The sequence below is a fragment of the Cutibacterium avidum ATCC 25577 genome (genome assembly GCF_000227295.1).
Lineage (GTDB): Bacteria > Actinomycetota > Actinomycetes > Propionibacteriales > Propionibacteriaceae > Cutibacterium > Cutibacterium avidum.
This window is the reverse complement of sequence record NZ_JH165054.1, coordinates 972,243-998,755: the sequence shown is the minus strand read 5'-3', so window position 1 is coordinate 998,755 and position 26,513 is coordinate 972,243. Positions and strand designations below refer to the sequence as shown.

General features: G+C 63.0%; 22 protein-coding genes and 1 pseudogene. 16 read left to right on the top strand and 7 right to left on the bottom strand.

What is annotated here, in order from left to right; translation table 11 throughout:
- Positions 1–26 precede the first annotated feature (26 nt).
- Together dnaB and HMPREF9153_RS04490 are read right to left on the bottom strand one after the other, a co-directional pair.
- Positions 27–1,373, bottom strand: a complete 1,347-nt coding sequence (gene dnaB / locus HMPREF9153_RS04495) for a replicative DNA helicase (RefSeq protein ID WP_004809813.1) — start codon at positions 1,371–1,373, stop codon at positions 27–29.
- A gap of 424 nt (positions 1,374–1,797) precedes the next feature.
- Positions 1,798–1,983, bottom strand: coding sequence for a hypothetical protein (locus tag HMPREF9153_RS04490; protein ID WP_036979600.1), 186 nt, complete (start codon positions 1,981–1,983; stop codon positions 1,798–1,800).
- A 321-nt stretch (positions 1,984–2,304) separates the two neighbouring features.
- Here HMPREF9153_RS04490 and HMPREF9153_RS13025 point away from each other — a divergent pair, with 321 nt between their 5' ends.
- The 4 genes from HMPREF9153_RS13025 to HMPREF9153_RS04470 all read left to right on the top strand — a co-directional run bounded on the left by HMPREF9153_RS13025 (position 2,305) and on the right by HMPREF9153_RS04470 (position 7,063).
- The gene (locus HMPREF9153_RS13025) at positions 2,305–2,700 is read left to right on the top strand and encodes a metal-sensitive transcriptional regulator (protein WP_024049411.1); all 396 of its coding nucleotides are present in this window, start codon (positions 2,305–2,307) and stop codon (positions 2,698–2,700) included.
- 22 nt (positions 2,701–2,722) lie between these two features.
- Positions 2,723–3,115, top strand: coding sequence for a heavy-metal-associated domain-containing protein (locus HMPREF9153_RS04480; protein ID WP_004809808.1), 393 nt, complete (start codon positions 2,723–2,725; stop codon positions 3,113–3,115).
- Between the two features lie 206 nt (positions 3,116–3,321).
- Entirely contained in the window at positions 3,322–5,580 is a 2,259-nt protein-coding gene (locus HMPREF9153_RS04475) for a heavy metal translocating P-type ATPase (protein WP_004809806.1), read from the top strand.
- Between the two features lie 292 nt (positions 5,581–5,872).
- Complete coding sequence (locus tag HMPREF9153_RS04470; RefSeq protein ID WP_004809804.1) at positions 5,873–7,063, top strand: septal ring lytic transglycosylase RlpA family protein; 1,191 nt, start codon at positions 5,873–5,875, stop codon at positions 7,061–7,063.
- 91 nt (positions 7,064–7,154) lie between these two features.
- Here HMPREF9153_RS04470 and HMPREF9153_RS04465 read toward each other — a convergent pair whose 3' ends face one another.
- Genes HMPREF9153_RS04465 through HMPREF9153_RS04455 form a run of 3 tightly spaced genes read right to left on the bottom strand, consistent with a single transcriptional unit; the run spans position 7,155 to position 9,284 of the window.
- Positions 7,155–7,637 carry a GyrI-like domain-containing protein gene (locus HMPREF9153_RS04465; protein ID WP_015583627.1) on the bottom strand — a complete coding sequence of 161 codons (483 nt, stop codon included), beginning with the start codon at positions 7,635–7,637 and terminating at the stop codon, positions 7,155–7,157.
- Positions 7,637–8,473, bottom strand: a complete 837-nt coding sequence (locus HMPREF9153_RS04460; protein ID WP_004809801.1) for a lysophospholipid acyltransferase family protein — start codon at positions 8,471–8,473, stop codon at positions 7,637–7,639. The genes HMPREF9153_RS04465 and HMPREF9153_RS04460 overlap by 1 nt, the downstream gene beginning before the upstream one ends.
- A gap of 1 nt (position 8,474) precedes the next feature.
- Positions 8,475–9,284: an SDR family NAD(P)-dependent oxidoreductase gene (locus HMPREF9153_RS04455; RefSeq protein ID WP_004809800.1), complete on the bottom strand. Its 810-nt coding sequence runs from the start codon at positions 9,282–9,284 to the stop codon at positions 8,475–8,477.
- A gap of 121 nt (positions 9,285–9,405) precedes the next feature.
- Between HMPREF9153_RS04455 and HMPREF9153_RS04450 the strand changes: the two genes are divergently transcribed.
- From HMPREF9153_RS04450 to HMPREF9153_RS04420, 8 genes and pseudogenes are all read left to right on the top strand, one after another.
- Complete coding sequence (locus HMPREF9153_RS04450) at positions 9,406–10,203, top strand: deoxyribonuclease IV (RefSeq protein ID WP_004809799.1); 798 nt, start codon at positions 9,406–9,408, stop codon at positions 10,201–10,203.
- Between the two features lie 74 nt (positions 10,204–10,277).
- A complete protein-coding gene (locus tag HMPREF9153_RS04445) occupies positions 10,278–12,212 on the top strand; it encodes an AMP-dependent synthetase/ligase (protein ID WP_004809798.1) in 1,935 nt (644 codons plus the stop codon).
- Between the two features lie 157 nt (positions 12,213–12,369).
- The gene (locus tag HMPREF9153_RS12685; RefSeq protein WP_238993164.1) at positions 12,370–13,179 is read left to right on the top strand and encodes a radical SAM protein; all 810 of its coding nucleotides are present in this window, start codon (positions 12,370–12,372) and stop codon (positions 13,177–13,179) included.
- A pseudogene (locus HMPREF9153_RS12680) lies at positions 13,125–13,373 on the top strand (SPASM domain-containing protein); the annotation flags it as partial. The gene HMPREF9153_RS12685 and the pseudogene HMPREF9153_RS12680, both read left to right, overlap by 55 nt.
- Before the next feature lie 18 nt (positions 13,374–13,391).
- Positions 13,392–13,568 (top strand): hypothetical protein, encoded by a 177-nt coding sequence (locus HMPREF9153_RS12675; protein ID WP_238993165.1) that lies wholly within the window; start codon positions 13,392–13,394, stop codon positions 13,566–13,568.
- A gap of 964 nt (positions 13,569–14,532) precedes the next feature.
- Entirely contained in the window at positions 14,533–16,026 is a 1,494-nt protein-coding gene (locus HMPREF9153_RS04430) for a PTS fructose transporter subunit IIC (protein WP_004809789.1), read from the top strand.
- A 36-nt stretch (positions 16,027–16,062) separates the two neighbouring features.
- The gene (locus HMPREF9153_RS04425; protein WP_004809787.1) at positions 16,063–16,524 is read left to right on the top strand and encodes a PTS sugar transporter subunit IIA; all 462 of its coding nucleotides are present in this window, start codon (positions 16,063–16,065) and stop codon (positions 16,522–16,524) included.
- A 188-nt stretch (positions 16,525–16,712) separates the two neighbouring features.
- Positions 16,713–17,096, top strand: a complete 384-nt coding sequence (locus HMPREF9153_RS04420) for a rhodanese-like domain-containing protein (protein WP_004809785.1) — start codon at positions 16,713–16,715, stop codon at positions 17,094–17,096.
- A 141-nt stretch (positions 17,097–17,237) separates the two neighbouring features.
- On the opposite strand, the gene HMPREF9153_RS12940 is transcribed toward HMPREF9153_RS04420, so the two are convergent.
- Positions 17,238–22,682 carry a S8 family serine peptidase gene (locus HMPREF9153_RS12940; RefSeq protein ID WP_370882826.1) on the bottom strand — a complete coding sequence of 1,815 codons (5,445 nt, stop codon included), beginning with the start codon at positions 22,680–22,682 and terminating at the stop codon, positions 17,238–17,240.
- Between the two features lie 448 nt (positions 22,683–23,130).
- On the opposite strand from HMPREF9153_RS12940, the gene rpsF reads away from it, so the two are divergent.
- The 4 genes from rpsF (at position 23,131) to rplI (ending at position 24,975) form a co-directional block, all read left to right on the top strand.
- Positions 23,131–23,421 (top strand): 30S ribosomal protein S6, encoded by a 291-nt coding sequence (gene rpsF / locus HMPREF9153_RS04410; RefSeq protein WP_004809781.1) that lies wholly within the window; start codon positions 23,131–23,133, stop codon positions 23,419–23,421.
- Positions 23,422–23,535: 114 nt separating this feature from the next.
- Positions 23,536–24,126 (top strand): single-stranded DNA-binding protein, encoded by a 591-nt coding sequence (locus HMPREF9153_RS04405; protein ID WP_004809779.1) that lies wholly within the window; start codon positions 23,536–23,538, stop codon positions 24,124–24,126.
- 145 nt (positions 24,127–24,271) lie between these two features.
- A complete protein-coding gene (gene rpsR, locus HMPREF9153_RS04400) occupies positions 24,272–24,511 on the top strand; it encodes a 30S ribosomal protein S18 (RefSeq protein WP_004809778.1) in 240 nt (79 codons plus the stop codon).
- 14 nt (positions 24,512–24,525) lie between these two features.
- On the top strand, positions 24,526–24,975 hold the full coding sequence (gene rplI / locus HMPREF9153_RS04395) for a 50S ribosomal protein L9 (protein ID WP_004809776.1): 450 nt from the start codon (positions 24,526–24,528) through the stop codon (positions 24,973–24,975).
- A gap of 135 nt (positions 24,976–25,110) precedes the next feature.
- Here the strand turns inward: rplI and HMPREF9153_RS04390 are convergent, their stop codons facing one another.
- Positions 25,111–26,478 (bottom strand): MFS transporter, encoded by a 1,368-nt coding sequence (locus HMPREF9153_RS04390; protein ID WP_154647470.1) that lies wholly within the window; start codon positions 26,476–26,478, stop codon positions 25,111–25,113.
- Positions 26,479–26,513 lie beyond the last annotated feature (35 nt).

Here is a 26,513-nt window from a genome sequence, read left to right as displayed (position 1 = left end):
TACTGGGTTTCAACCGAGTCACGGTCTCAGCGCTGCATGTCGACGAAACGCGAGTAATGACCCTGGAAGACGACCGGAACCGTTCGCGTCGGTCCATTACGGTGCTTGGCGACGATGATGTCGGCCTCACCGGCGCGCGGGGACTCTTTGTCGTAGACGTCCTCGCGGTGCAGAAGGATGACGACGTCAGCGTCCTGCTCCAGCGAACCCGACTCACGCAGGTCGCTCATCATCGGCTTCTTGTCATTGCGCTGCTCAGGTCCACGGTTGAGCTGGGAGAGGGCGACGACCGGGATCTCCAACTCCTTGGCCAGTAGTTTGATCTGGCGTGAGAACTCGGAGACCTCGAGCTGACGAGACTCCACCTTCTTGCCGGAGGTCATGAGCTGCATGTAGTCGATGACGACGAGTTTGAGGTCGAACTTCTGCTTCATCCTACGGGCCTTGGCACGGATCTCCATCATCGTCAGGTTGGGCGAATCGTCGATGAAGAGCGGGGCCGACGAGATCTGCGTGGTCTTGTCGACCATGCGCTGCCAGTCCTCCTCGGAGAGACGTCCGGAGCGCATGCGCTGCAGCTCGATCCCGGCCTCGGCGGACAACAGCCTCATGACGATCTCGTTGCGCCCCATCTCGAGGCTGAAGATGGCTGCTGCCAGGTGGTTCCTGATCGCGGCGGCGCGGGCGAAGTCGAGGGCGAGGGTGGACTTACCCATGGCAGGACGGGCGGCGACGATGATCATCTGGCCGGGCATGAATCCATTGGTGAGCTCATCGAGGTCGGTGAATCCGGTGGGGATGCCGGCCATGGCGTCGCCACGGGCCTCGATGGCCTCCAGCTCGTCGAAGGTGTTCTCGAAGAGCTCCGAGAGCGGGTGATAGTCCTCGCTGGTCTTGCGGGTGGAGACGTCGTAGAGGGTCTGCTGGGCGGCGTCGACGATGTCAGCGACTTCTCCCTGGCCCTGGTAGCCCATCTGGGCGATTCGGATCGACGCCTCGACGAGGCGACGCAGCACGGCCTTGTCGGCGACGATCTTGGCGTAATAGGCGGCGTTGGCGGTGACGGTGACGTTGCTCAGCAGCTCGGCGAGGTACAGACGTCCGCCAGCGCGTTCGAGTTCCCCGCGCCGATCGAGCTCGTCGGCGGTGGTGACGGTGTCCGCCGGGTCGCCGCGACCGTAGAGGTCGGTGATGGTGTTGAAGATGAGCTCGTGTCCGGGCCGGTAGAAATCGACACCCTTGAGCTCCTCGACGACGTCGGCGATGGCGTCCTTGGAGGAGAGCATGGCCCCGAGGACGGATTTCTCGGCGTCGATGTCCTGGGGAGGGTTGCGGTCCAGGGATGGTCCGGGTTCGGCGGGTGCGCTGGACATGGTTGCTCCTTCAGGGTGACACGGCGTGACGGATGTGTCGACGTTCGTCGTCGGGATGGGGACAACGTTCCCACCACGGTCCGACACTTCCCCGAGCGGGAGTGTGCCACGATTCGAGATCGCCTGCAGAAGAGTTTTCCACAGCCCTTGTGGGTAAGGAGTGGATGTGTGGGGACTGCCTGGGGAGAACATGTGGATAACTCGGTGGATCTGGGGATACGGAGTGGAATATTCACCCAGAAACTGTGTTTGGCTAGGGGTTATGGGTGTGTTGTGAGGAATTGGACGAAAATTTTCGGCGTGTCGGGTTGGGGGATGGGTCACGTTACGGTTGTGAGTGACGGTGGTGTCACCCGCTCGGAAGTCCCCTCGAAGGTGAGTTATCCACAACGTCTGTGTGAATCGCCCCGGTGGGTCCGGGGACTCAGTGGTGTGACAGTTCCAGCTCCTTCTGGGGCTGGGTGTGGCCAGCGTAGTAAGTCTGTTCCAGTTCGGCGACCTTGACCATCGGGGGCCAATCTCTGTCATAGTTCGGGCGGGTTTCGTGATACATCCGCGCCGCCCGGGTCCTCAACTCGGCGGGGTAGCGCTTGTCTGTGTTGCCTGGCATGACTCCGCCCTTCCCCAAGTACGGAGTCTCCAGACATCTCGGGGCGATTCAGCGGATGGTGGACAGCGGTTTGTGGGGCCGGTCAGGGCGGCATTCGGGGCCACGGGGTAGTGGGCGTTGCCGTGTTGCGAAAACCCCTGATCCGGGAAATCGTGAGTCACGAGGGTGCCCCGGGGAAGGGCAGCCGACAAAAATGATCAGCTGGTGTTGAAGTGTCGTGGAGGCGGTCGACATCGTGTTATCCCTGGCGTCCTGAAATGGGAGGCTACCCTCTTGCCCCATATACCCCCAGAGGGTATATTTTCATGTGGAGGAGGACCTATGAACCACTCGGATGACTGCTGCCACGCCTCTGAGGCGCCCCCCGCTCATCCTGATGCCGAGAAGTCGGTGTCCAGCGAGGCGCGTGGAGCCTGCGGTTGCAATGACCATCCTCAACACGGGTATCTCGGTCACAAAGAGATGCACCTACGACGCCTCAAGCGGATCGAGGGGCAGGTGCGAGGCCTGGAGAGAATGGTCAATGAGGAAAAGTACTGCATCGACATCCTGACCCAGGTCTCGGCAGTCACCTCGGCCCTGAAGTCCGTCTCCCTGGAGCTGCTGGCCGAGCACATGAGTCACTGTGTGGTTCGTGCCGCACAGGCCGGCGGGCAGGAGGCCGAGGACAAGATCAGCGAGGCAAACCAGGCCATCGCCCGTCTCGTCAAGGCCTGATCCCAAGCACACTGGAGGAACAATGCACAAGACGTACACCATCAACGGAATGACCTGCGAGCACTGCGTCAAGGCCATCACCGAGGAGGTCTCGGTCATCGACGGTGTCGACAAGGTCACCGTCTCCCTGGAGTCCGGCTCCATGACGATTGACTCGGCCGAGGAGATCCCCTTCGGTCAAGTTGCCGACGCCGTTGACGAGGCCGGCGAGTACACCGTCGCCGAGGCTGCCTCCCTCGACACCGCCGGGCACCCCGGTGGTCAGTGCGGATGCGGTGGTCATGGACATGGCGCTCAGAAGGCCGAGGAGTCCGGTTGCGGCTGTGGAGGCCACAAGCACTCCGACGAGGCCGTCGCCAAGCATGCCCAGCACGCCGAGAAGGGCGGCTGCGGCTGCGGCGGACACCGGGCCTGAGATTGCTCGGCTCGTCGTCTCATTTGGGACGACATCCACTCGACCTCGGGCCCCGGGGTCTGATCGCACATCGCCGTCAGGTCCCGACCCCCGAGGCCGACCTCCCCCCCCACAGCCCGTCGGCCTCCGAAGCCACTCGAGCGGTCGGATGATCCCGCCTGCCCCCGACGCCCAGGACTCCGACGGGTGGTCCACGAAGGAAGAACATGTCCACCCTCACCCACTCGGGAACCACGCCTGAACCGGACGAGGAGACGGAGCCCACCTCCGTCGACCTCGACATCACCGGGATGAGTTGCGCTTCCTGCGCCGCCCGGATCACGAAGAAGCTCAACAAGGTTGACGGGGTTCAGGCCACCGTCAACTACGCCACTAGCAAGGCCCACGTCCTGACGACCGGGCCGGTCAGCGTCCACGACCTCATCGAGGTGGTCGAGGCAGCTGGATACGGCGCTGCCATGCCTGAGCCGGCAGCACCTCCCGAGGATCACGCGGCGAAAATCCGCAACAAATTGATCGTTGCCGTCATCCTTGCGGTGCCGGTGATGCTGCTGTCGATGATTCCCGCCCTGCAGTTCGACGGCTGGCAGTGGCTCGCGCTCGCGCTCACCCTTCCGGTCGTGTTCTGGTGCGGTGCCGGCTTCCATCGAGCGGCATGGACGAATCTGCGACACGGTGCCACCACGATGGACACTCTCATCAGCCTGGGGTCGTTGGCCTCTCTGGGATGGTCGGTGTGGGCCCTGGTGTGGGGCAACGCCGGCGCGATCGGCATGCGACATCACATGACGTGGGCACTGCAACGCCCCGATCCCTCGTCGGCCATCTACTTGGAGGCGTCAGTCGGCGTCATCACCTTCATCCTCGTGGGTCGTTGGATCGAGGCTCGGAATCGTGCCGAGGCCGGATCTGCCCTGCAGGCCCTGTTGCAGATGGGCGCGAAGTCGGTGCGTGTCGTCCGTGACGGCCAGGAGGTCACGGTTCCCATCGAGGCCCTCAAGGTCGGTGACCATTTCGTGGTGCGGCCGGGGGAGAAGGTGGCCACCGACGGCCGGGTGGTCGAGGGGAGCTCGGCCATCGACGCATCCCTGGTCACCGGCGAATCCCTGCCGGTGGAGGTGGCGCCTGAGGACGACGTCGTCGGTGCCACCGTCAACACGTCAGGGCGTCTTGTCGTGGAGGCCACTGCGGTTGGCACTGACACCGAGTTGTGCCGCATCGCTTCCCTGGTCGAGGCTGCTCAAACCAGCCGTTCCGAGACCCAGGACCTCGCCGATCAGGTCTCCTCGATCTTCGTGCCGACGGTTCTCGCCATCGCCGTGTTGACGATGATCGTGTGGGGTCTGTTGGGGCAGGGGGTCACTGCTGCATTCACCGCGGGTGTCGCAGTGCTCATCATCGCCTGCCCCTGTGCGCTGGGCCTGGCAACCCCGATGGCTCTGCTCGCCGGTACCGGTCGAGGAGCAAGGTTGGGCATCGTCATCAAGGGGGCCCGATCCCTGGAGAGGGCTCGCGACATTGACGCCGTTGCGATGGACAAGACCGGAACCCTCACCACCGGGCAGATGGCCGTCACCCAGGTGTGGGACGAGTCCGGACGCGCGGTGAGCATTTCCGACAACCCGCCCGTCCTCGGTGTCGCGGCTGCGCTGGAGGCTGGGTCGGAGCACCCGATTTCGCGGGCTGTCGTCGAGGCATGTCCCGGAATCGCCCCCGCAAAGGACTTCCGGGCCCTGCCAGGACTCGGTGTCAGCGGTGTTGTTGACGGGTTGCCGGCGAGAGCCGGCCGAGTGTCACTTTTCGACGCCATCCCCGACGAGCTGTCGAAAAATGTCGAGCAGGCCCAGGCGGAGGGTCGCACGGTGCTCGTCGTGGGCCGAGGTGACGACATTCTCGGCGCCATCGCGGTGAGCGACGAGATCAAGCCGGAGGCCGTCATCGCCGTCAAACGCCTCCTTGGTGCCGGTGTACGTCCGGTGCTGGTGACCGGTGACAATTCCGGCGCTGCCGCACGCGTGGCCTCAGAACTGGGTATCGACGAGGTCATCAGCGAGGTCATGCCCGAGGACAAGGTTGACGTCGTCAAGAGGCTGCAGGCTGACGAAACTCGCGTCGCGATGATGGGCGATGGCGTCAATGACGCCGCTGCCCTTCAGGCGGCAGATCTGGGGGTCTCCATGGGAACCGGGACCGACGTTGCCATCGCCGCCAGTGACATCATCTGCACCCGAGGAGACCCGAGGCTCGCCGTCGATGCCCTGTCCTTGGCACACGCCACGGACCGCACCATTCGGCAGAACTTGTTCTGGGCCTTCGCCTACAACGTGGTGGCCATCCCGGTTGCCGCCGTGGGCCTGTTGAGTCCCGTCATCGCTGCCGCGGCGATGGCCTTCAGCTCGATTTTTGTGGTGACGAACTCGATGAGGCTGGTGCGCTGGCACCCGGAAGTGAGCGATTCAAACTGAGAAGCTGAGACGGGTTGGCTGGGTGCGATCGCAGTGAGGCGGGGTCACAAAAACCGCTACATGACGCGGTTTTTCATGGGTATGCTTCGGCTCGTCGCCCCGCCTGGACCTTGCGAGACGCACGTGAGGAACGAGCGAATCTTAAGTTTCTCAGTAAATCTTTGGATTCTCCGGGGGAACTGTTCTAGGGTAAACCCCGTGCCTCCCACCGGTGGCACATTGGCGCATGTCAGATTTGGCTGACGCTGATCCCCGTACCGGGCCCTCGAGCCCCCGATACTGAAGTGGTCGAATGTCGAAAGTTGTAGCCTCCGCGATTGCCGGAGCCCTCAGCCTTACCTCGGCTGGCGGTCTCACGATGGTCCAGGCACTTGATCGAGACACCGTGACCTTCTCCGTGGACGGAGTCTCCGAGCAGGGCAAGGTCAAGCCGGGCACGGTCAAGCAGGCCCTCGCCCAGCATGGGATCACTGTTGGCCCCCATGACGATGTCCAACCCTCGCTGGACTCCGAGATCCACGACGGTCAGGTCATCACCGTCAACTACGGACGCCGTGTCGTCGTCACCATCGACGGCAAGAAGGTGGTCCGGTGGACCACCGCCAAGAACGTTTCCGAGGTGCTGGATCAGCTGAACCAGTCCGATCCGGACAACCTCGTCTCGGTGTCGCGCTCCTTGGACATTTCCCGCGCCGGTCTGTCCTTCTCCATGCAGACTGCCAAGGACGTCACCGTCACCGCTGGTGGCAAGACCCAGAAGGTCAGCGCGGTCGGGACTGTCGCCGATGCCCTCAAGGCGGCCAAGATTTCCGTCGACTCCAGTGACGTCAGCAAGCCGGGTCTCGGCACCCCGCTGGCCGATGGCATGAAGATCACCCTGACCATGGTTGATCAGAAGTCCCAGAAGCGCCGCGTGGCGGTTCCCTTCTCCACCAAGAGGGTTGAGACCCCCTCGATGGCCAAGGGTGCGACCGAGATCGCCACCAAGGGCGTCAAGGGCACCAACGAGGAGACCTGGATCGTCGTCTACAAGGACGGCAAGAAGGTTTCCGAGAAGAAGGTTTCCACCAAGGTCGTCAAGGCCCCGGTGACCCAGGTCGTCAAGGTTGGTACGAAGAAGGCTGAGTCCTCGTCCGCCTCTTCCCGTTCGAACGCTGGATCTCGTTCGAACTCCGGATCCACCTCGAATCCGGTGACCAGCGGTAGCACCTGTGTGGCCTCCACCTACGGCGAGGGAGACGGCACCGCCGGTGGCCCCACCGCTTCCGGTGAGACCTTCGATCCGTCGGCCCTGACCGCCGCTTCACGGACCCTCCCGCTGGGATCCACGATCCGCGTCACCAACGTCAACAACGGCCGTACCGTGACCGTGCGTATCAATGACCGCGGTCCCTACGTCGGTGGACGTTGCCTCGATCTCTCGACCGCTGCGATGAATGCCATCGCTCCCGGACAGGGTCTGGTGACCGTCCGCTACAGCTGATCCAAGGCTTCGTGCGAAAGGCCCCGTCATCTGACGGGGCCTTTCGCATTGGTTTTGGGCTCGGACGAGGATGCCCGTATCCGGGTGAGCCTCAGACGATGGGGAAGCAGACGTCGCAGACCGGATCTTCCATGCCGGTGGTGTCCCAATTGGCCCAGTAGACCTCGCGAGGGGCGTCAGTACGCACCATTCCGGCTTCCTCCAGCCAGGCGTCGAGGTCGTCGTAGATCTCGTCGATGTCGGGGTACTCGAGTTCGGCCTTGGTGACCGTCACCCAGGCCTCCCGATGGGTGTCCACGGTGCGTACGGTGACGTTCCCCGGCAGCACAGAGTCATCAATGGAGCCCTGAATCGGCTGGCACACCTCGACGGTGCCGTTTTTCTCGGCGGTGAGGCCGTCGTGGTAGATGACGAAGGGGGAGGCCTTGTCGAGAGTGGGATCGCCGGGGGCGAGACGTTCTAGAGCCTTGAAGGCCTCATCCATGAACGGATCGAGTTCGTCGATGGACACCACCCGGGTCATCGAGATGACCCGGCAGGCCTCGACCTCCCTGATCTTGACCGGTCGATCCATCATTGACCTTCATTCGGCTGAGATGACTCAGCCGTCGAGTCCTTGGTCTGGGACGTCGCGTGACCGCTCTCAGATGTTTGGCTCAAGGCGCGGTGGCGTCCGTACTCGTCGAGGGTGGGCATGCCGTAGGCGCGGGCGGTCTGGTCGTGCAGCTCAATGACCTGACGACGAATCCGCTCGGAGAACTCGTGAGCGATCTCCCCGGGGACGGGGTCCATCGGGTGTCCGATCGCGACGTGGACCGGGGGACGACCCTTGGGGAGGCCCGCCTGTTCGGAAGGCATGGCAGCCCAGGCGCCTACCAGGGCAATCGGGATGACGGGAACCCCGCGCGAAATCGCCAGCGCGGCAGCGCCCGGCTTGAAGGTACCCATCGCTCCGGTGCGCGACCTCGTCCCCTCCGGGAAGATCAGCAGTGGGACGCCGTCAGTCAGCAGGGAACCTGCCATGCCGCGATGGGAGCGTGGGTTGCGAGCCCCTTGTTTGGTCTTCCCCTTGCCTCGGTCGACCGGGAATGCGTTGAAGAAGAGCACTGGCGCGACGGCCTTCCACCATGCGGTGAAGAAGTAGTCGGCTGCGGCTCCGGTTGCCAGATACTTGGAGAGTCGCTTCGGCAGCGCCCCGAAGACCAGCGGGGCATCGAGGTGGGAGGAGTGGTTCGCGACGGCCACGTAGGCACCGTCGAGCCCGTCGAGATTGTCCGCACCGTGCACGGACACCTTGACCAATTTCCACACCAGTGGCCGCAGCAGGAGCATGTTCGCTGCCTGCCGCGTTACAGCGGAAAGATCGTTGGTGTACCGGCCTCGGTCCTTGGTGGGCTTGACGCTGGCCATCTCAGGCCTCGCCTCCCGACGTGTGCTGTGGGTGTTCGTCCTTGTCCCGCGATGAGGACAGGGTTCGTGACAGGAATCTCATGGCGGAGCGTGGGGTGTGAGTGGCGACTGCGATGAAGAACTTCCAGAGTGGGGTGGGGATGGACACCACCTTGCCATGATCGAGGTCATTGAGGGCTTCGCGCACCAGGGTCTCGGCGTCGATCCAGAAGAAGTCCGGCAGGTGGTTGGCGGTGACGTTGGCGCGGGAGTGGAACTCGGTGTGGACCCACCCTGGGCACAGGGCCATGGCCTTGACGCCGGTGCCGGCAAGTTCATTGGCGAGGCCCTCGGTGAAGGTGAGCACCCACGCCTTGACGGCCGAGTAATTGCCGGTGTTGATCCAGGCGCTCGAGGAGGAGACGTTGAGGATGGCTCCGTGGCCGCGGGACTTCATGGCTCGCCCGGCTGCGGCCGAGAGCACCAGAACCGCCCGAATCATGACCTCGAAGGCTCGGTCCTGCAGTTCGAGGGCGTCAGGATCGAGGATCTTGGCGTGTACCGCGAAGCCGGCGTTGTTGACGAGCAGATCGACGTGGTGGGCGGGATTCTCGAGACGTGCGGCTATCCGATCGACGTCCTCGCGCTGCGAGAGGTCCGCCTCGATCGTCTCGACGGACACCCCGTAACGGGCTTCGACGTCCGCCTTGATGGTGGCCATCCGCTCGGTGTCGCGGGCGACGATCACGATGTCGTCGCCACGGGCAGCCAGTTGGGTGACGAACTCGCGGCCAATACCTGATGTTCCACCCGTGACCATGCTCGTTGCCATACCTTCCAATCTACGGCACTCGGGGGACGGTCACCATCTTCAGATGGACTTTCGTTGGCGTTCCGCTAAAGCGAACAGCGTCAGTCACGGAACGGTCGGTTCCTCGTGGCACAGTGTTGGCATGACCAAGTGGATCATTGGCGGTCATGTCGACACCGCCGACGCCGTGGCACAGGCGGCAGCACGCGGAGCCGACATCGCCCAGATCAGCCTGGGGGACCCGCAGTCCTGGAAGAAGCCGGTCTGCGGCTTTCCCGGAGGTGCCCAAGCCCTCAAGGAGGCTGCTGAGGAAGCCGGGTTGAAGCTCGTGGTGCACTCGGCCTTCGTCATCAACGTTGCTTCCCTCAACAACCGCATCCGCATTCCCAGCCGCAAGCTGTTGCAGCAGACCCTTGACGCCGCCGCCGAGGTGGGGGCGACAGGCGTCGTCGTCCACGGTGGTCACGTACGCGCCGGGGAGCCGATCGAGAAGGGGCAGGACAACTGGCGCAAGGCCATCGACGGCTTCGAGTTCCCGGTGCCGCTCCTCGTCGAGAACACCGCTGGCGGGGACAACGCGATGGCTCGCTTCCTGGAGAGACTGTCAGGGACCTGGGAGGCCATCGGTGCCGCGTCAGGTCATGAGAATGTCGGGTTCTGTCTGGACACCTGTCACGCTTTCGCGGCTGGTCTCGACATGACGACGTTGGTTGATGACGTCCGTGGAATCACGGGTCGGATCGACCTCGTGCATGCCAATGACTCGCAAGGACCGGCTGGTTCCGGACGGGATCGCCACGCCAACCTGAGTGAGGGGGAGTGCGGGGCCGACGCCCTCGTCGACGTCATCCGTGCTGCGGACGCTCCGGTCGTCGTCGAGACACCGGGGGATGCCGAGGGTCAGGCGCGCGATATCGACTGGCTGCGGGAGCGCTTGTGAGGGCTACCTGCGTCGGACGATCAGAGAACATTACGATGGGGGTGTCAGGTCTACACCGGCGAGGGGGAACGGTCATGACATCGAGCACACATCAGTTCCACAAGGCTGAACGCGACCCAGCCGGGGAACTTCTCGGCCAGCCGACACCGGGCGAGAGTCTCGTCGAGAATCACCTTGCCCACATGTTCCGTGGCACGGTAGCGAACCATGGTTTTCGTCCCGCGACTCGGGTTCGTCAGGATGGCCAGTGGATCATTCGCACCTACGCTGAGACGGGTCGACGCGTTGCTGGTTTGGCGCGAGCATTCGTCACCCCCGGGGTGCTGACCGAGGATGGCTTGCAGCGGGGGGATCGTATTTCCCTGTTTGCCGGCAACTGCCCGGAGTGGATCGAGGCTGATCTTGCGGGCATGACGATCGGCGTCGTCCCGGTGCCGATCTACCCGACGTCAACTCCCGACCAGATCGTCCACATCGTCACTGATGCTGGAATTCGGGTCATCGTCACCGCTGGACCCAAGGAGCTTGATCGCATTCTCGAAGCACGGGACCAGATGCCCTGCCTGGAGACTGTCGTGCTGATCGACCCAGCTGATCGCGTTGGTGATCACGATGGGCTGACGGTGCTCTCCTTGGAACAGGTCCGCCAGGCTGGGGTCTCTGAGGAGATGCAGCCCGTCGTCGAGGAGCGCATGAGGCAATCATGCGCCGACGACGTCGCCGCCCTCATCTACACCTCGGGGACCACCGGGGAGCCCAAGGGAGTCATGATCAGCCATCGTGCAGCTCTGGCTGAGTTGCAGGCTCTTGACGCCTTCTTCGACTTCACCCCGGCCGACCACTCGCTGAGTTTCCTTCCCCTGTCGCACGCCCTGGAGTGGGGCTGGTCGATGGTGGTCATCCGACACGGCTGCCTCAACACCTTCGTGCCGAATCCCAAGACGATCTCGGAGATGCTGGCAGAGGTTCGTCCGACCCTCTTCGTCTCGGTGCCGAAACTCTATGAGCAGGTTATGAAGGTGGCGCGGGAGAAGGTCGCCGATTCGCCCGCCAAGCTCAAGATCTTCGAGTGGTCGCTCGAGGTCGGGCGCGAGTGGTGGCAGACCAAGCAGGACGGACGTCGTCCCAGCGTCTCGCTGGAAGCACGACACAAGGTGGCCGATCGTCTCGTCCTGAAGGCCATTCGTGACGCCGTCGGAGGGCCCAAGACCGTGCTGGCGGCCGGTGGTGCGCCATTACGCAAGGAGGTCGAGGAATTCTTCGCCGCGTGCGGTCTGCTGGTGTGCCAGGGTTATGGCCTGACTGAGGCATCCCCACTGGTGAGCTTCAATTCCCCTGGTGGGTGCAAGTTCGGCACTGCCGGTAGGCCGCTGGTGGGCAGCCGGATGTCGACGACTGACGACGGGGAGATCCTCTACCGCGGACCGAACATCATGAAGGGGTACTGGAAGGCCCCGGAGGAGACGGCTGCGGCGATCGAGGACGGTTGGCTGCACACCGGCGACATCGGGTACATCGACGACGACGGCTTCCTCGTCATCACCGATCGGCTTAAGGACATCATCGTCACCCTCAATGGCAAGAACATCTCTCCGCAGCCGATCGAGAACTCCCTCATGAAGGATCCGCTCTTCGAGCATGCGGTGCTGCTGGGCGACAATCGTCCGTGCCTGACCCTGCTCGTCAAGCCGTCTCTGCCTCAGGTGGAGGAGATCGCCGAGAGGCTGCACATCTCGTCGATGACCGGGCCGGAGATGCTGCGATCCGAGGAGCTGGCCGAGGAGATTCGGCGTCGTGTGGCCGAGATCACGGAGAAGCTGCCTCACCAGGAACAGATCCGTGACCTACGGGTGCTGTGGGACGAGTTCACGATGGACAATGGCCTGCTCACACCGACCCTCAAGGTGCGACGTCGTGAGGTGGAGAAGAGATTCACCGAGATCGTCGAGGAGATGTACAGCAGGATCGCGGTGCGTCGGAAGGCCGGTAAGGAGAACTCCAAGGACTGAGTTCTCCACAGCTCGCGTGGTAAATCGGTGTGACGAGCGGGCATGCTGTCCTGCCGGTGTTGGCGCGTGTGAAAAGACAGCGGAGGGAATAATGGCACCCCACGCATCGGCCAAGGGCAGCTCCAGGCCCTTCGTACGTCAGCGTCTGCCCTTGTCAGTGGTTGCAAAGTCGACAGGTGCAGCATGCAATCTGGACTGTGAGTACTGCTTCTTCCTGTCGAAGGAGTTGCTGTACGACGCGCCGCGTCAGCAGATGGACGACGACACCTTGCGCGATTACATCGTGGAGTTCCTGGCTGCCAGCAACGACGGTGAGGTCATGATGTTGTGGCAGGGCGGCGAGCCGACGTTGAGGGGGCTGCCGTTCTTCCGCCGGGTTGTTGAACTTGCTGACGAGTACAGGCGACCGCGTCAGAAGGTGACTCATGCCATTCAGACGAATGCCACCCTCATTGATGAAGAATGGGCGGCTTTCCTGGCTGAGCAAGATTTCTTGGTCGGTGTGTCCATCGATGGCCCGGCCCATCTCCATGATGCGTACCGCAAGAACCGTGGTGGACGTGGCACTTATGACATGGTTGCGCGCGGATACCGTCTTCTGCAGAGAGCGGGAGTTCTGACCAACATCTTGTGCACCGTCAATGCCGCCAATCAGCATTCAGGGGTCGAGATTTATCGGCATTTCCGTGATGATTTAGGGGCTCAGTACCTGCAGTTCATCCCCATCGTCGAGAGGGTGAACGACAAGGATCTTCCAGTTGCTGAGGCGGGATGGCGGACGGCGTCCGGCGAGCGGCTGCTCTATCGCCAGGAGGGGCCTATGGTCAGTTCCTCACCGAGATCTTCGAGGAATGGGTTCAGCATGACGTCGGGGCGGTGTTCATTCAGGATCTTGACGCTGCGCTGTCGGCCATGTTCGGCATTCACCCGGTGTGCGTTCATGCCCCGCAATGCGGCAACAACGTAGCCATGGAATTCAATGGAGACGTCTATGCATGCGATCACTGGGTTGAGCCTGATTGGCGTCTTGGGTCCATTCGAGAGAAGTCCTTCGCGGAGCTGGTCTCAACGGACACGATGCGAGAATTCTCCAAGAAGAAGAATCTTCAGCTGACCCAGCAATGTCGCAGGTGTCCGCACTTGAGAATGTGTCAGGGTGGGTGTCCCAAGAATCGTTTCATGACCTCGATTGATGGCGAAGAGGGGCAGAATTATCTTTGCCCTGGATACTTCCATTTCTACTCTTCAATTCGTCCTGACCTCGTTGTCATGGCGCGGCTGGTGCGCGCCAATCGAGCCCCCGCTGAGATTCTTGATCCGCAGGTGAGGAACAGGTTGCGCCCGTCGGCTCGGTGACCCTTTCATCGGGGCATATGTCACGATCATATTTCTGTGGGCCATTCGATTGCCGATTTTATCGCGTGATAATTTAGCTTGCGACGCGCAGCGCTGCGTATCTCTAGACGTGCGTATCTCGAGATGAAGGAGTCCATCCGCCACGAACCACAACTCGACCGGCGCGATCTATGTGGGTGAAGATCGCGCGAGATTCATCAAGAAGTGGTCGTCCCCTCTCATTGCATTCAGAGAGTTCATTGATGGCTATAACCTCTCCATTTTCAACGTGGCCATGGTGTTCCTCTCCGACACCTTTGCCCTTACCCCCAATGACAAGACCTCTCGTTGCCATCTCCTTCATCGGCGTCGCAATCGGCCTGGGCCTGTCAACCTCGTCGGTATTCCTGGCCCAGGACGCCCCAAGGCGCGCCGAGGACGTCTCGCGGGGTCCCTTCCCCACATCACCTTCATCCTTGGAGTGATTTTCTCCATCGTCCTGATGGTGAGAAAGGAGCTGCCAGAGTCGACGCGACATATGTCCAGAGGCCCGTGACCTCCGATCGCACCCGAAAGGGCTGAAGGTCACCAGCGGATCGGCAAGCCGTGATGGAGCCTGACCTATCCGTCGGTTCTCCTTGGCGTTTTTCGTCAGTACGGGCACGGACCAGGCACTCCAGTGCGTAGGTGCCTGGTGAGGCGGAGATTTTTGTCACCGGGAGGCTCTCACCGCGTGCTGGTGGGGTCCCGGGGGAACTCGGCTCGAGGACAGCTCAAGGTCGATGGGGATCGTGCAGGGGGCGGCAGGTAGCATGACCGAACGTGCCTGGTCTGGTGAGGAGATTCGTGGGAATCCGCTCGTTGTGGTGTGGAGAGCCCCAGTTGCCTGACGGATCTGATCACGTCGGACATTGGTGCCGACGACGATGTGTCATCCCAGTGCCCGACAAAGACGGGCGAGCGCACCCCCACATCAAGGAGAACGATGAAGAAATACATTGGAATCACAGCGTGTCCGACCGGTATTGCCCACACATACATGGCAGCCGAGAAATTGGAGGAGACGGCCAAGGAAGCCGGTGACCAGATCAAGGTCGAGACCCAGGGGTCGATCGGCGTCGAGAACGAGCTGACCGCCGAGGACATCCGTGAGGCCGATGCTGTCATCATCGCGGCTGACACCGAGGTCGACCTGTCCCGCTTCGACGGCAAGCGCGTCCTCGTCACCGGTGTTCAGGACGGCATCGCTCGTCCGGCCGAGCTCATGGAGAAGGCCCTGTCCGCCCCCGTTCGTGGCGGGGCCAAGGAGGACCTCGAAACCGAGCCCGCCGAGGTCTCCGCTGGAGTCACCCCTGCCAAGCCCGGCAAGGACGACAAGGGTTCCGTCGGGCATACCCTCTACGCCGCTTTGATGGCCGGGGTCTCCCACATGATCCCCTTCGTGGTCTGTGGCGGCATCATGATCGCCCTGGCCCTGGGCATCGGCGGCAAACCCACTGCTGGCGGCGTCGCCGTCCCCGAGGGCAGCTTCTGGCAGACCATCCTGCAGATTGGAACTCTGGCCTTTTCCCTCATGATTCCGGTGCTCGCCGGTTTCATCGCTCAGGCCATCGCTGACCGTCCCGGCCTCGTCGTCGGCATGGTGTCCGGTTTCATCGCCAACAGCGGCGACCAGTTCCCCTACCTGACGACGACTGCCCCTGACGGCGCCAAGACCGGCCTCAATACTGGTTTCATCGGCGCCATCATCATCGGCATCATCGCCGGTTACGTCGCCAAGTGGATGCGAAAGATCCCGTGGCATGAGTACGTCAAGCCAATCGTGCCGATTCTCATCATCCCGATCTTCGGCACCGCGGTCGTCTCGCTGCTCTACGTCTACGTGCTCGGCCGCCCGCTGGCGGCCCTGTTCAACGGCCTGACGAACTTCCTGGCCAGTATGACGACCTCCTCGATCGTCATCCTCGCCATCATCATCGGCCTCATGGTCAGCTTCGACATGGGCGGGCCGGTCAACAAGGTGGCCTTCCTCTTCGCCGGCGGCATGATCGCCGTCGACCAGGGCAAGGTCATGGGTCTGGCCGCAGCCGCCATCCCGGTCGCCCCGCTCGGCATGGGCCTGGCCACCCTCATTGATCGTCATCTATTCACCAAGCAGGAGCGTGACGCCGGTATTGCCGCTCTCTTCATGGGTCTGTTCGGCATCACCGAGGGTGCCATCCCGTTCGCCGCAGCTGACCCGGCCCGTGTCATCCCGTCGAACATGGTGGGTGGAGCCGTCGCCGCTGTGCTGGCCGGCATGTTCGGGGTGCACGACGTCGTCATGCACGGCGGACCGATCGTCGGCGTACTCGGCGCGTGCAGCCCCATCCTCGGCTTCTTCGCCGCGATCATCATCGGTGCCCTGGTGACGGCATTCATGTCCTTGGCCCTCAAGAAAGCAGCAGCTCGGAAGAAGGAACGTGCCGTCGCGGCGTGACCTTGACCCCACAACGACATCGTTAGGAGAAACAACATGGCAACGATTGCAGATCTGCTCGCCGAAGGATCGATTGATCTGTCCCTGAGTGCAGGGAACAAGAATGACACCATCGAGAGGATGGTTGACCTCATCGGTGCCAGCGGTGCGCTGGTCCACCGCGATGTGCTCCTCAAGGCCGTCCGCGCCCGTGAGGATGTCGGAACCACCGGTCTGGGTGACGGCATCGCGATTCCGCACGGCAAGTGTGATGGCGTCGATCGTCCGGCCCTGGCCTTTGCTCGCAGCGACGAGGGAGTGGACTGGGGAGCCCCGGACGGTTCCCTGGCCAACCTCGTCTTTCTCATCGCTGTTCCCGCGGCCGCAGCTGGTAACGAGCACCTGCGTATCCTGGCCTCCCTGGCACGGAATCTCGTCAAGGCTGATTTCCGCAACCGTCTGATGTCGGCTTCGACTCCGCAGGAGGTTCGCGCGGTACTGGAGGGCATCAACGCCTGAGCCACAGCCCGCTCGTCGACAGACAGCGTCGAGCAGAGAGTGACCATTTTCGTCAGCAGGCCCGGGGAACGCGCATTGACGCTTCCCGGGCCCTGCCATGCCGGGATTTTTCGCCATCGGGTGAGTCGCCACCCAGTACGAGACGGTGTGAATCACCGTTCGGTCACTTTTCCCTAGACTGTGCAGACATGGGACTGCGCGACCTGCTGATGAATCATGGAATGGCCGAGGGAGGCCTTGAGCTTCCCGACGTCCTCAACATCCTCGCCAAGGGAGGAGTTCTCGTCGACGTCAGGACTCCTCGCGAATATGAGGCCGGCCACGCCCCTGGGTCGCGGCTCGTCAGTCCCAAGGAGTTGATCGCCGACCCGTTCACCGCAGTCTATGGCGATGACCCGTTGGCTGAACCCGATCCGCAATTCGTCCTGGTGTGCGACACCGGTTTCCGATCCGGTCACCTGGTGGACCGGGTACGGGAGAAGGGCTACACCTGCGACTTCCTCGCATCGGGCCTGCGCGCATGGCGGGCTGGCGGGGAAATTCTCATTCCCGGCCCGCCGCGCGGCCGCTGACACGTCGCCGCTGCGGCGCACCGTCATCAAACCCCTGGCGGGACAGCCCCACGACAGGCCTCGATCTCAGCCCTTTCAATAACCCCCGCAACGAACGTCGCCCCCTCACCAACAGGTGAGGGGGCGACGTGTTGCCAGGCGTCAGCGACGCGACTTGCGAATGACTACAACTGCCATGCTGGCCAGCGCTCCCATCCCGACGAGTCCGGCGAGACCGGTCAGGCCAGTGGCGGGGTCACCACCGGTGGAGGGCAGCTGGTAATGGCGGTGTGGGGTCTTGGAACCGTTGTTACCCGGCCTGGTGCCATGACCCAGCTTGGTGTCGTGTCCCGGCTTCGTCCTGCCCGGGATGGTCGGCTGGGTGTCACCCGGGTCGGCCTTCGTGGCGACGAAGTTGAGAGTGATCTTCGACGGGGAGTTGAGGACGACCTTGCCGTCAACGATCTGACCCTTCGCGGTGCCGATGACCCTGCCATTCTCGAGAACGAGGATCTTGCGATCGGTCGGCACGTTCAGGGTGAGGGTTCCGGCGACGGCCGGTCCGGCGTTCTTCACGGTGACGATGACGTCTCCATTGTCGTCGGCGCGGCAGGTGATCGAGATCGAGTCACCCTTGGCGAAGCGGCCCCTCATCGTCCCGCACTCACCGGCCAGGGTCCGCTCCGGACGCTGCATGGTGATCTGCACGGTCTTGGTGACGACGTGGCCAGCCGAGTCGACCGCAGTGAGGACAACCGGGACGGCCTGGTCCATGACGAGCCCGCTCAGGTTGGCGTTGACAACGATGTTCTCGTCGAGATCGTCAACCACCTTGTAGGCGTCGCGGATCTGGTCGAGGACGTTTCCATCGGGGTTGACGACCAGGGCAGCCGGTCCCTCGATTCGAGGAGCAGCGTCCACCGTGAACGGCACGGCGACGTCGGTACGGCGGTCAGCGCGGTCGGTGGCGGTGACGGCCAGCTGGTGCGCGCCAGCAGACAGGTCCTTGGTCGATAGCTCGACCGTCAGCTGGGTGTAGCCCTCACCGGTCTTGGGCGGCTTGGCGTCACCCTTGGCGGCTTCCTCGTCGACAGTCTCCTGAGCAGCAGCGGCCTTGGCAGCGACCTTCTCAGCCTGAACAGCCGAGCCAGTGGTCGGAGCGCTGGCGGACGGAGCGGCGGAGGCCTCAGTCGACGGAGAGATCGACGGCGCGGTGGCACCGGTGTCGTCCGGCTCTCCCTCGAAGGCAACCTCGGCACCCTCGGCGGGAACCACCTTCGTGGCCTTGAAGGCGGCCTGCTTGCCGTCCAGAGTCACCTTCATGTTGTCAAGGTGAGCGTCAGAAGCCTTGACGGTGATCGTCGTCGGCTCGGACACCACGTCACCAGCTTTGACGCCAGCAACCTCGACGTCAGGGGCGTCGGCATCGCTGATCACCGGGATGATCTGCTCCAGGCGGTTGCCCATGAGGTCGTAGAGACCCAACAGGATGCGGTCGCCATCAGAGGCGGTGACATCCTCGGAGAATCCGCGCTTGTTGATGGTGGCGCCCGGATCCCAGATGTTGGTGAAGTTGCTGACGATGTTGCCGTTGATGGCCAGGTTGTAACCGAAGGCGTTGTCCCACACTCGGCCGGCGAAGGTGACGTCCTGCGACGGCTTGGTGACGTAGATGGCGCCGTCCTCGGCGATACGCGGACGATCAAGCTGGATACTGGGGATCCGGCTGTCGTAGAACACGCGCCATGCACTCTCGAGGGTCTTGGCTCCCCTGGTGGTGTCGGTGACGGTGTAGCCGATCTTGGTCAGACCCTGGTTGATCGGAACCTTGACGGAGAAGTGCAGTTTGGAATCGAGCTGGACTTCCTTGCCCTCGATGGTGAAGGACTTCGGAGCACGGTTGAAGGTGCCCGAGAGCGTGTAGGTACGAGGGCTCGTCTTGGTGCCAATGTTGGGGTCCTTGCCGTCCAGGAAGACGTTCTGCTGGCCGAACGGGGAGTTCGGATCAGCCATGGCCGGGTCGTCGAAGGTGATGTGCAAGGCGTTGTCCTCGGTGACCGGGCGGTCGAGAGGCAGGGCGACCGTGGTGACGTTCACCCCGTCATTGGCCGTCACGACGATCTGGGTGGCCGACTTGCCCGGTGTGACGGTCGCCTTGAAGGTGCCGTCGGCATTCGCCTGGACCTTCTTGCCGTCGATCATGACCGTCAGCGGGCGACGTTGGTCGCCAATCTTGGTCTGGTCGTCGGAGACGGCGCCGGAGACGTCGACGGTGCCGTCGTCCTTGACGGTGACGAGGCTCTGAGAATTGCGAGCGGCGTCAGCGGTCAGCTGCGGGCCCTTGAGGTCGACGTCGATCCACGTCGTGGAGCGGTCAAGGACTTTGCCGGCGGCGTCGTAGGCGACGATCTCGTAGGTGTTGTGACCCTCGGCCCATCCGACCATCGCGGTGAAGTGATGGTCGGCGTCGATCGTGGCGTCAATCTCGTTGACGGTCACCTTGGCGACCTCGGCCGAGACGACACCACGGACCGGCAGGGTCTTGTCCTTGCGCAGGAAGGGCTGGTTCTCGATCTGGAACAAGCTCGAGGAGTCGGGGGTCTCAGCGTTGACGACGGCTCCGTTGAGGATGGGGTCCGGGGTCGCCAGGGCCGTCTTGTCGAGCATGACGACGGAGGTCGTGGTGTTGAAGGCGCGGTCGACGCCAGTGATCTGCACGTACTTGGCCTCAGCCGGGTTCGAGACGGTGAGGACGGTCGAGCCGGGCACCGACGTGGTGTCGGCGGTCAGCATCGTGCCCGAGCCGTCGCGAGCGGCGACCGGGCCGGCGCCGGAACCGGCGTCAGTGACCTTGACGATGACCGAGGCGGTGCCGTCAGTGTTGCTGCGGACCGAGGTGGCCAGCTTCGGGGCAGTCACGTCGAGGACGAAGGGCATCTCGACTGTCTGCCAGCTGAAGTTCGGCGACAGACGGGCCTGCACCTTGAAGGTGTACTTACCCTCGGGGGCAGTGACGAAGGCACTCTTCTTGGCGTCCCACACCTTGCCGTCCCAACCCCGGTCGGGATCGCTGTCGGCGGCGTTGGTCGAGATGAGAGCGAGCTTGTTCAGCAGCATGTGCTGCAGGTCGCGGTCGGAATCAAGCTCGCGGACCGTCTTGCCGTTGGCATCGACGACGGAGAACTTGAGCTCCTGGGCGGAACGCAGTAGCAGGGTCTGGGCGAAAATGGTGTCGAGCATCCCATCGCCGTTGGGGGAGAAGAAGTTGTGCCCCACACCGCGCTCGACGGTCATCGAGCCGAGGGCCTTGCTGGCCAGCACGGTCTTGTGCGGGTTCTTCTCACCAAAGACCTGCGACATCACCGACGGGGTCTTGGAGTAGATCGGGGTGTCGATGATGCTCTCGGCGTTCCAATTGCCGACGAAGCCCATGTACGGCAGGGCCAGGTCAGGCTGCGACGGGTCGGTGGACGAGAACTTGAACCAGCCTTCGATCCAGTGGGAGTCACCGCTCTTCGGGGTGATGGTCCAGGAAACATTGGCGGTCCCGTGGGCAGGAACCGTCACGGTGCTGGTCTCGGCGGAGGCCTTCTCCCCGGTCGAGCACGAAGTCAGCGGGTTGTCGCCGCTGTGGTCTTCGTTGATGACGCAGGTCTGGCTGGTGGTGAAGGTCTGCGGCTTGTCACCGAGGTTGGTGAGTGCGATGTTGACCTTGCGGGCTGAGTTGACCTCCTTGAGAGCAGCGTTGGGTTTGCCGTCGACGGTCGCCAGCACATGGGTCTTGGTGGCGCGGTCAACCTGGGCGAGCCCAGCACCGATCTGACGCGGAGCCAGCGGTACACCGCTGGAGTACTTGAGGATCTCAGCGGTGTTCGACATCGCGGTGCGTAGGGTGGAATCCGCTGCGACGCGAGACAGGCCGGGGTTGGTCTTCCTGAGGGACTGCAGCATGAGGGCCGACAGTCCGGCGACGTTAGGGGTGGCCATCGAGGTACCCGACATGACGCCGTACTTGTTGTCGTTGAGGGTCGAGTAGACGGACCCGCCGACACCGGCGATCTCAGGCTTGAAGTTGAGGTCCGGGGTGGCTCCCCACGAGGTGAAGCTCGAGGCGAGCAGAGGGTCGGGGTTGTCGACCAGCTTGTTGGACGTGGTGAGCTGGATCGACACCTCCTTGCCGGATTGCATCACGTCGGCGAGCTTCTGTCCGTCGTCGTGGCCCATGCCGGAGACCGGAACCTTGGAGCCGTCGATGCCTGCCATGCCGGGGATGCCGTTCCCGCCATCGGCATTGTTGAAGATGATGACACCGGTCGCGCCCTTGGCGGTGGCGTTCTTCACCTTGTCGGCGAAGGAGATCTCACCGCGCTCGATGAGGGCCCAGTTGCCTTTGACCTCAGCCGGGACTTGGGCGGGCTTGCCGATGCCGGCAGGCCACAGCTTGTGGACCTCGAGGTCGGCGGGGCCAGCCTGCTGCTGATATCCGACCTCGGCCGAACCGCCCTCCCAGGTGGCTTTCGCAGCAGTGACGATCTTGTGGGCGTTGTTGATCGAGGCGACCGACCAGGCGGCCGGGGCAGCGGCGGAGCTGCCGAGGGCACCATTGTCGAGGAGCCCGAGGGCGTCGACCTCGTCACCCCGGGTGGAGGTCGACAGTCCGTCGTTACCAGCGGCCGCGATGACCTGAACCCCGGCATGCTGAGCGTTGGCAATGGCGAGGGCCTCACCCTGGTCGGCGGAGTCCACGCCGTCAGGAGAGCCGAGAGACATGTTGATGACGTCAGCCCCGCGTCGCACCGATTCCTCGATGGCAGCGACGATGTCATCGGTGTACGCCGATTCGGACTTGGCGGGATCGTTGGAGAACACCTTCATGGCGAGCAGCTGGGCCTCGGGGGCGGCGCCGTTGACGCGTCCATTGGTGACGGCGTCGGCGTCAGCCCCACCGTTGGCAGCCACGATGCCGGCAACGTGCATGCCGTGCTGGGAGGCAGTGGTGTCCTTGGCGTTGTTGTTGCGGTCGGCGAAGTTGTAGCCATAGGGCACCTTGTCGGTGAATCCGTCAGCAGCCTTGAGCTTGGCGGCGGCCTTGCCCTCGGCGTCGAGACGCATGTCCTGGTGCTTGATGTCGATACCGGTGTCGACGATGGAGACGACAGTGCCTCGTCCGTCGAGTCCGGTCTTGCGAGCTGCGGTGGCCCCGGTCTCCAGGTTGGCGTCGTCATCGACCGGCTTGTAAGCGCGCACCGGCTTGACGGAGGTGACGCCTGGCTGGGCCTCCAGAGTGGGGATGTCAGAGGTCTCCACCCAGGCCGAGAATCCCTTGAGGAGCATGCCGAATCGGCGGTCAACCTTGATCGGGGCCTTGGACTGAATGGCACTGATGGTGCGGCTCAGCTCGGCGAGATTGGTCTTCTCGACTCCGCGTCCGGAGGGCTGCCCCTTCAACAGCACCATGACCTTGACCTTCTCGGACTGTTTCTGAGCCGCGGGAGGGGAAGAGAGGGGCGGTGGTGTTGGACTCGGGGCGGCCATCGCGGCCGGAGTAGCTGCTAGCGCCAGCGCAACAATGCCTGCGAGCAGTCCTCCTCCTCGAGATGTACGCATGTGTGTGACCGTCTTTCCTTGACACTGCGGCCGGACCTCCCGGGCTCGCATACGTGGCAGACAGATTGTCCAAAGATCTGGCACAACAGACATGGTGCCCGTATGTCGGACCCTCGGGTGTAGTTCCGGCCGCTTTGGGGAGAACTCTGTCGGATCGCCCCGGTGGGCGCGAGACCTCGAAGAAGAAATTGATGAAATCGTTACCAACTACTTAGGGCAACCTAAGTGGCCTCGCGCTGCGCGGATCATGGATTTTGGGCGCCATGGGGGTAAGGCGGTCGGCGATGAGTCCCGAGGATTCGGAGAACGACGACCCAGCCGGTATGCTGTTTAATTGGCTGTCCACAGTGGCGGCTGGCCGGTCGGGCAGACCCCGACCGGTGGCATTCGCCCTCCTGCCACGGGATGTACTCGTGGCCGCTGAGACCAGAGGAGGTGGAGTCAGCGTATGCGTAAGTACGAGGTCATGATCATCATTGATCCGACCGTCGAGGAGCGTCAGGTCGATTCCCTCATGGAGAAGTACCTGAAGGTCATCACTGACGAGAAGGGCACCGTCGACAACGTCGACGTGTGGGGCAAGCGCCGCCTGGCCTACGACATTCAGAAGAAGTCGGAAGGCGTCTACGTCGTCATCAACGCGACCTGTGAGCCCGCGACCATCCAGGAGATGGATCGTCTTCTCGCCATCGACGAGAAGGTCATGCGCACCAAGGTCATGCGTCCCGAGATCCACTGAGGATCGAGGACCCGCGCTGTTCGCCTCAGTTCTTCGGGAGATTCCGAAGACTGTCCTAGGTGAGCGGCACACTGGAACCATTGATTCGCAAAACCCCGAACCGCGGAGAGTGACATGGCTGGCGAAACACCCATCACGGTGATTGGCAACTTGACTGCTGATCCTGAGCTGCGCTTCACCCCTAATGGGGTGCCTGTCGCGAATTTCACGGTGGCATCGACCCCGCGAACCTTTGACCGACAGACCAACGAGTGGCGCGACGGTGAGGCAATGTTCCTCAACTGTTCCGTGTGGCGCCAGTTCGCCGAGAATGTCGCCGAGTCCCTCTCCAAGGGCATGCGTGTCATCGTCAACGGCAACCTCAAGGCTCGCTCCTACGAGGACCGCGACGGCAACCGTCGCACCTCCTACGAGATCGACGTCAACGAGGTGGGCCCGTCGCTGAGGTTCGCCTCGGCCAAGGTGGCTCGCAACCAGTCCTCCGGCGGAGGCAACTGGGGTGGCAATGCTGGTGGCGGCCAGGGCGGCACCTGGGGCGGGAACCCCGGTGGCGGCCAGGGCAGCTGGTCCGGCGGCAATGGCGGCCAGAGTGGTAATTGGGGCGGAAACTCCGGTAACCAGGGGTCCTACAACAACGGTGATGCCAACCGCGGCGGCGGAGTCGATCCCTGGGCCTCGGCCCAGACCGATGAGCCCCCGTTCTGATCGGTAGGTCTCTGATCGGGAGATCCGATCCGCCGATCACCGGCATCATCGATACAAGAAACATCAGGTTCGGTGCCCCGCATGGGGCCACGGACAAGGCACATTCCGGCGAGAGCCGGGCTTTCACACGAAGGAGAGCACCACAATGGCCGGTCCACAGCGCAAGTCTGTGAACAAGAAGAAGGTCGTCCCCGTCAAGACCGTGCACATCGGCGCGGTTGACTACAAGGACACTGCCCTGCTGCGCAAGTTCATCTCTGAGCGAGGCAAGATCCGCGCTCGTCGCGTCACCGGGCTGTCGGTCCAGGATCAGCGCAAGGTCGCCATCGCGATCAAGAACGCCCGCGAGCTCGCACTGCTCCCGTACGCCTCGACGGCTCGCTGAGAAGGGAGAAAGACATGAAGCTCATTCTCACTGCTCCGGTGGCCAAGCTCGGTGTCCCCGGTGACATCGTTGAGGTCAAGGACGGTTACGGCCGTAACTTTCTGCTGCCGCAGAACTACGCCATCAAGTGGACACGCGGTGCTGAGGCCCAGATCAAGGACATCACCCGCGCCCGCGAGGCCAAGGAGATCAACTCCAAGGAGGAGGCCGAGCAGGTCCGCTCTCAGCTGGAGCACCTGGTCGTCCAGGTGACCGTCCAGGCCGGCGAGAGTGGTCGTCTGTTCGGTGCCGTCACCCCTGCCGACATCGCCCTGGCCGTCAAGAAGGCTGGTGGCCCCGCCCTCGACAAGCGGACCATCGAGATCAGCAAGCCGATCAAGACCATCGGCAAGCACACCGTCGGCGTCAAGCTGCATGACGCCATCAAGGGTCACGTCACGGTGGAGACCGTTCCTGCCGCGTGATCTGACGCACACGCAGACATGAGGGAGGGCACCCTGTGGGTGCCCTCCCTCATGTTGTGTCACCACCGGCGAAAGTCATGACGAAGCCTGACTCCATTGTGCGCCGCGCGGGGGCCACCGCATGGCCACTGGGGGTCAGCGGGCTGCCGGTGGGGGCGTTTCATCGTTGTGTGTCCAGGCGTGCCCCTGCTCGTGATCGAGATGGGTGGCCGTCTTGTTCTTGAGCCCGAAGACGTAGATCAAGGTCGAGATGAAGGTCAGGGTCGTCACGTAGACGATGAACCACGTCACGTTGCCATGTTCCTTGAAGGCCTCGTAGATGAGCGGGGCAGTGCCACCGAAGCAGGAGTTGGCGAGGCCATAGCCGAGGCCGACACCGAGGGCGCGAATCTTGGCCGGGAAGAGCTCGGACTTCACCAGGGCGTTGATCGAGGTGTAGCCGGTCAGGATGATGTAGCCGACGAACAGCAGGCCGAAGGCGCCGAAGGGATTGGTGGCCTTGGGGAGGAAGGTGATGAGCACCCACGTGTAGCAGATGGCGCCCACGCCGAAGAAGACCAACAGCGGTTTGCGGCCGATCTTGTCGGAGATGAGGCCGCCGACCGGCTGCAGGCACATGAGGAAGATCAGCGCGATGAGGTTGACGGTGGTCGCCGTCATTGCCTGCTCCTTGAAGGTGGACTTCACGATGGCGGGGGCATTCACCGAGTAGGTGTAGAAGCAGACGGTGCCGCCCATGGTGATGAGGAAGACCAGCAGCAGCGGCTGCCAGTGATCGACCAGCAGGGTGCGCATCGTGCCGGAATCGCGGTCCAGGCCGGTGCGGATGTTCTCCAGATGCTCCTCGGTGAGGGATTCGTCCATGGTGCGTCGCATCCAGAGCACGACGACGGCCGCGAGGCCACCGATACCGAAGGCGATACGCCAACCCCAGGTGGCGATCTGGTCGTGGGTCAATGTCGCGGTCTCGATGAGCAGGACGGCCTGGGCGATGACCTGGCCACCAACGAGGGTGACGTACTGGAAGGATGACAGGAAGCCGCGACGATTAGGAACAGCCGCTTCCGACATGTACGTCGCCGAGGTGCCGTACTCGCCACCGGTGGCGAATCCCTGGACAATGCGGCAGATGATGAGGAGCGCTGCGGCCCACATACCAATCTGGTCGCGAGAAGGAAGGATCGCCACAACCAATGAGGCGAAGGCCATCACCAGAACCGAGAAGGTGAGGGCGGAGCGACGTCCGTGCCGGTCGGCCCATCGTCCGAAGAACCAGGAACCCAGCGGACGCATGAGGAAGGTGATGGCGAACACGGCATAGACGTAGATGCGCGAGTTCTTGTCCTCAGGGCTGAAGAACTGGTTCTGGAAATATGTTGCGAAGACCGTGTAGGTGTAGACGTCGTACCACTCGACGAGGTTTCCCAGGCACCCTTTGAGGGTGTTGAGTGCAGCCCGTCCGAGACTGTGTTCTTCACGGACCAGTTGTGTTTCACTTGCCACCGTTGGCGCCTCCTTTGGCATCGTGATTGGAACTA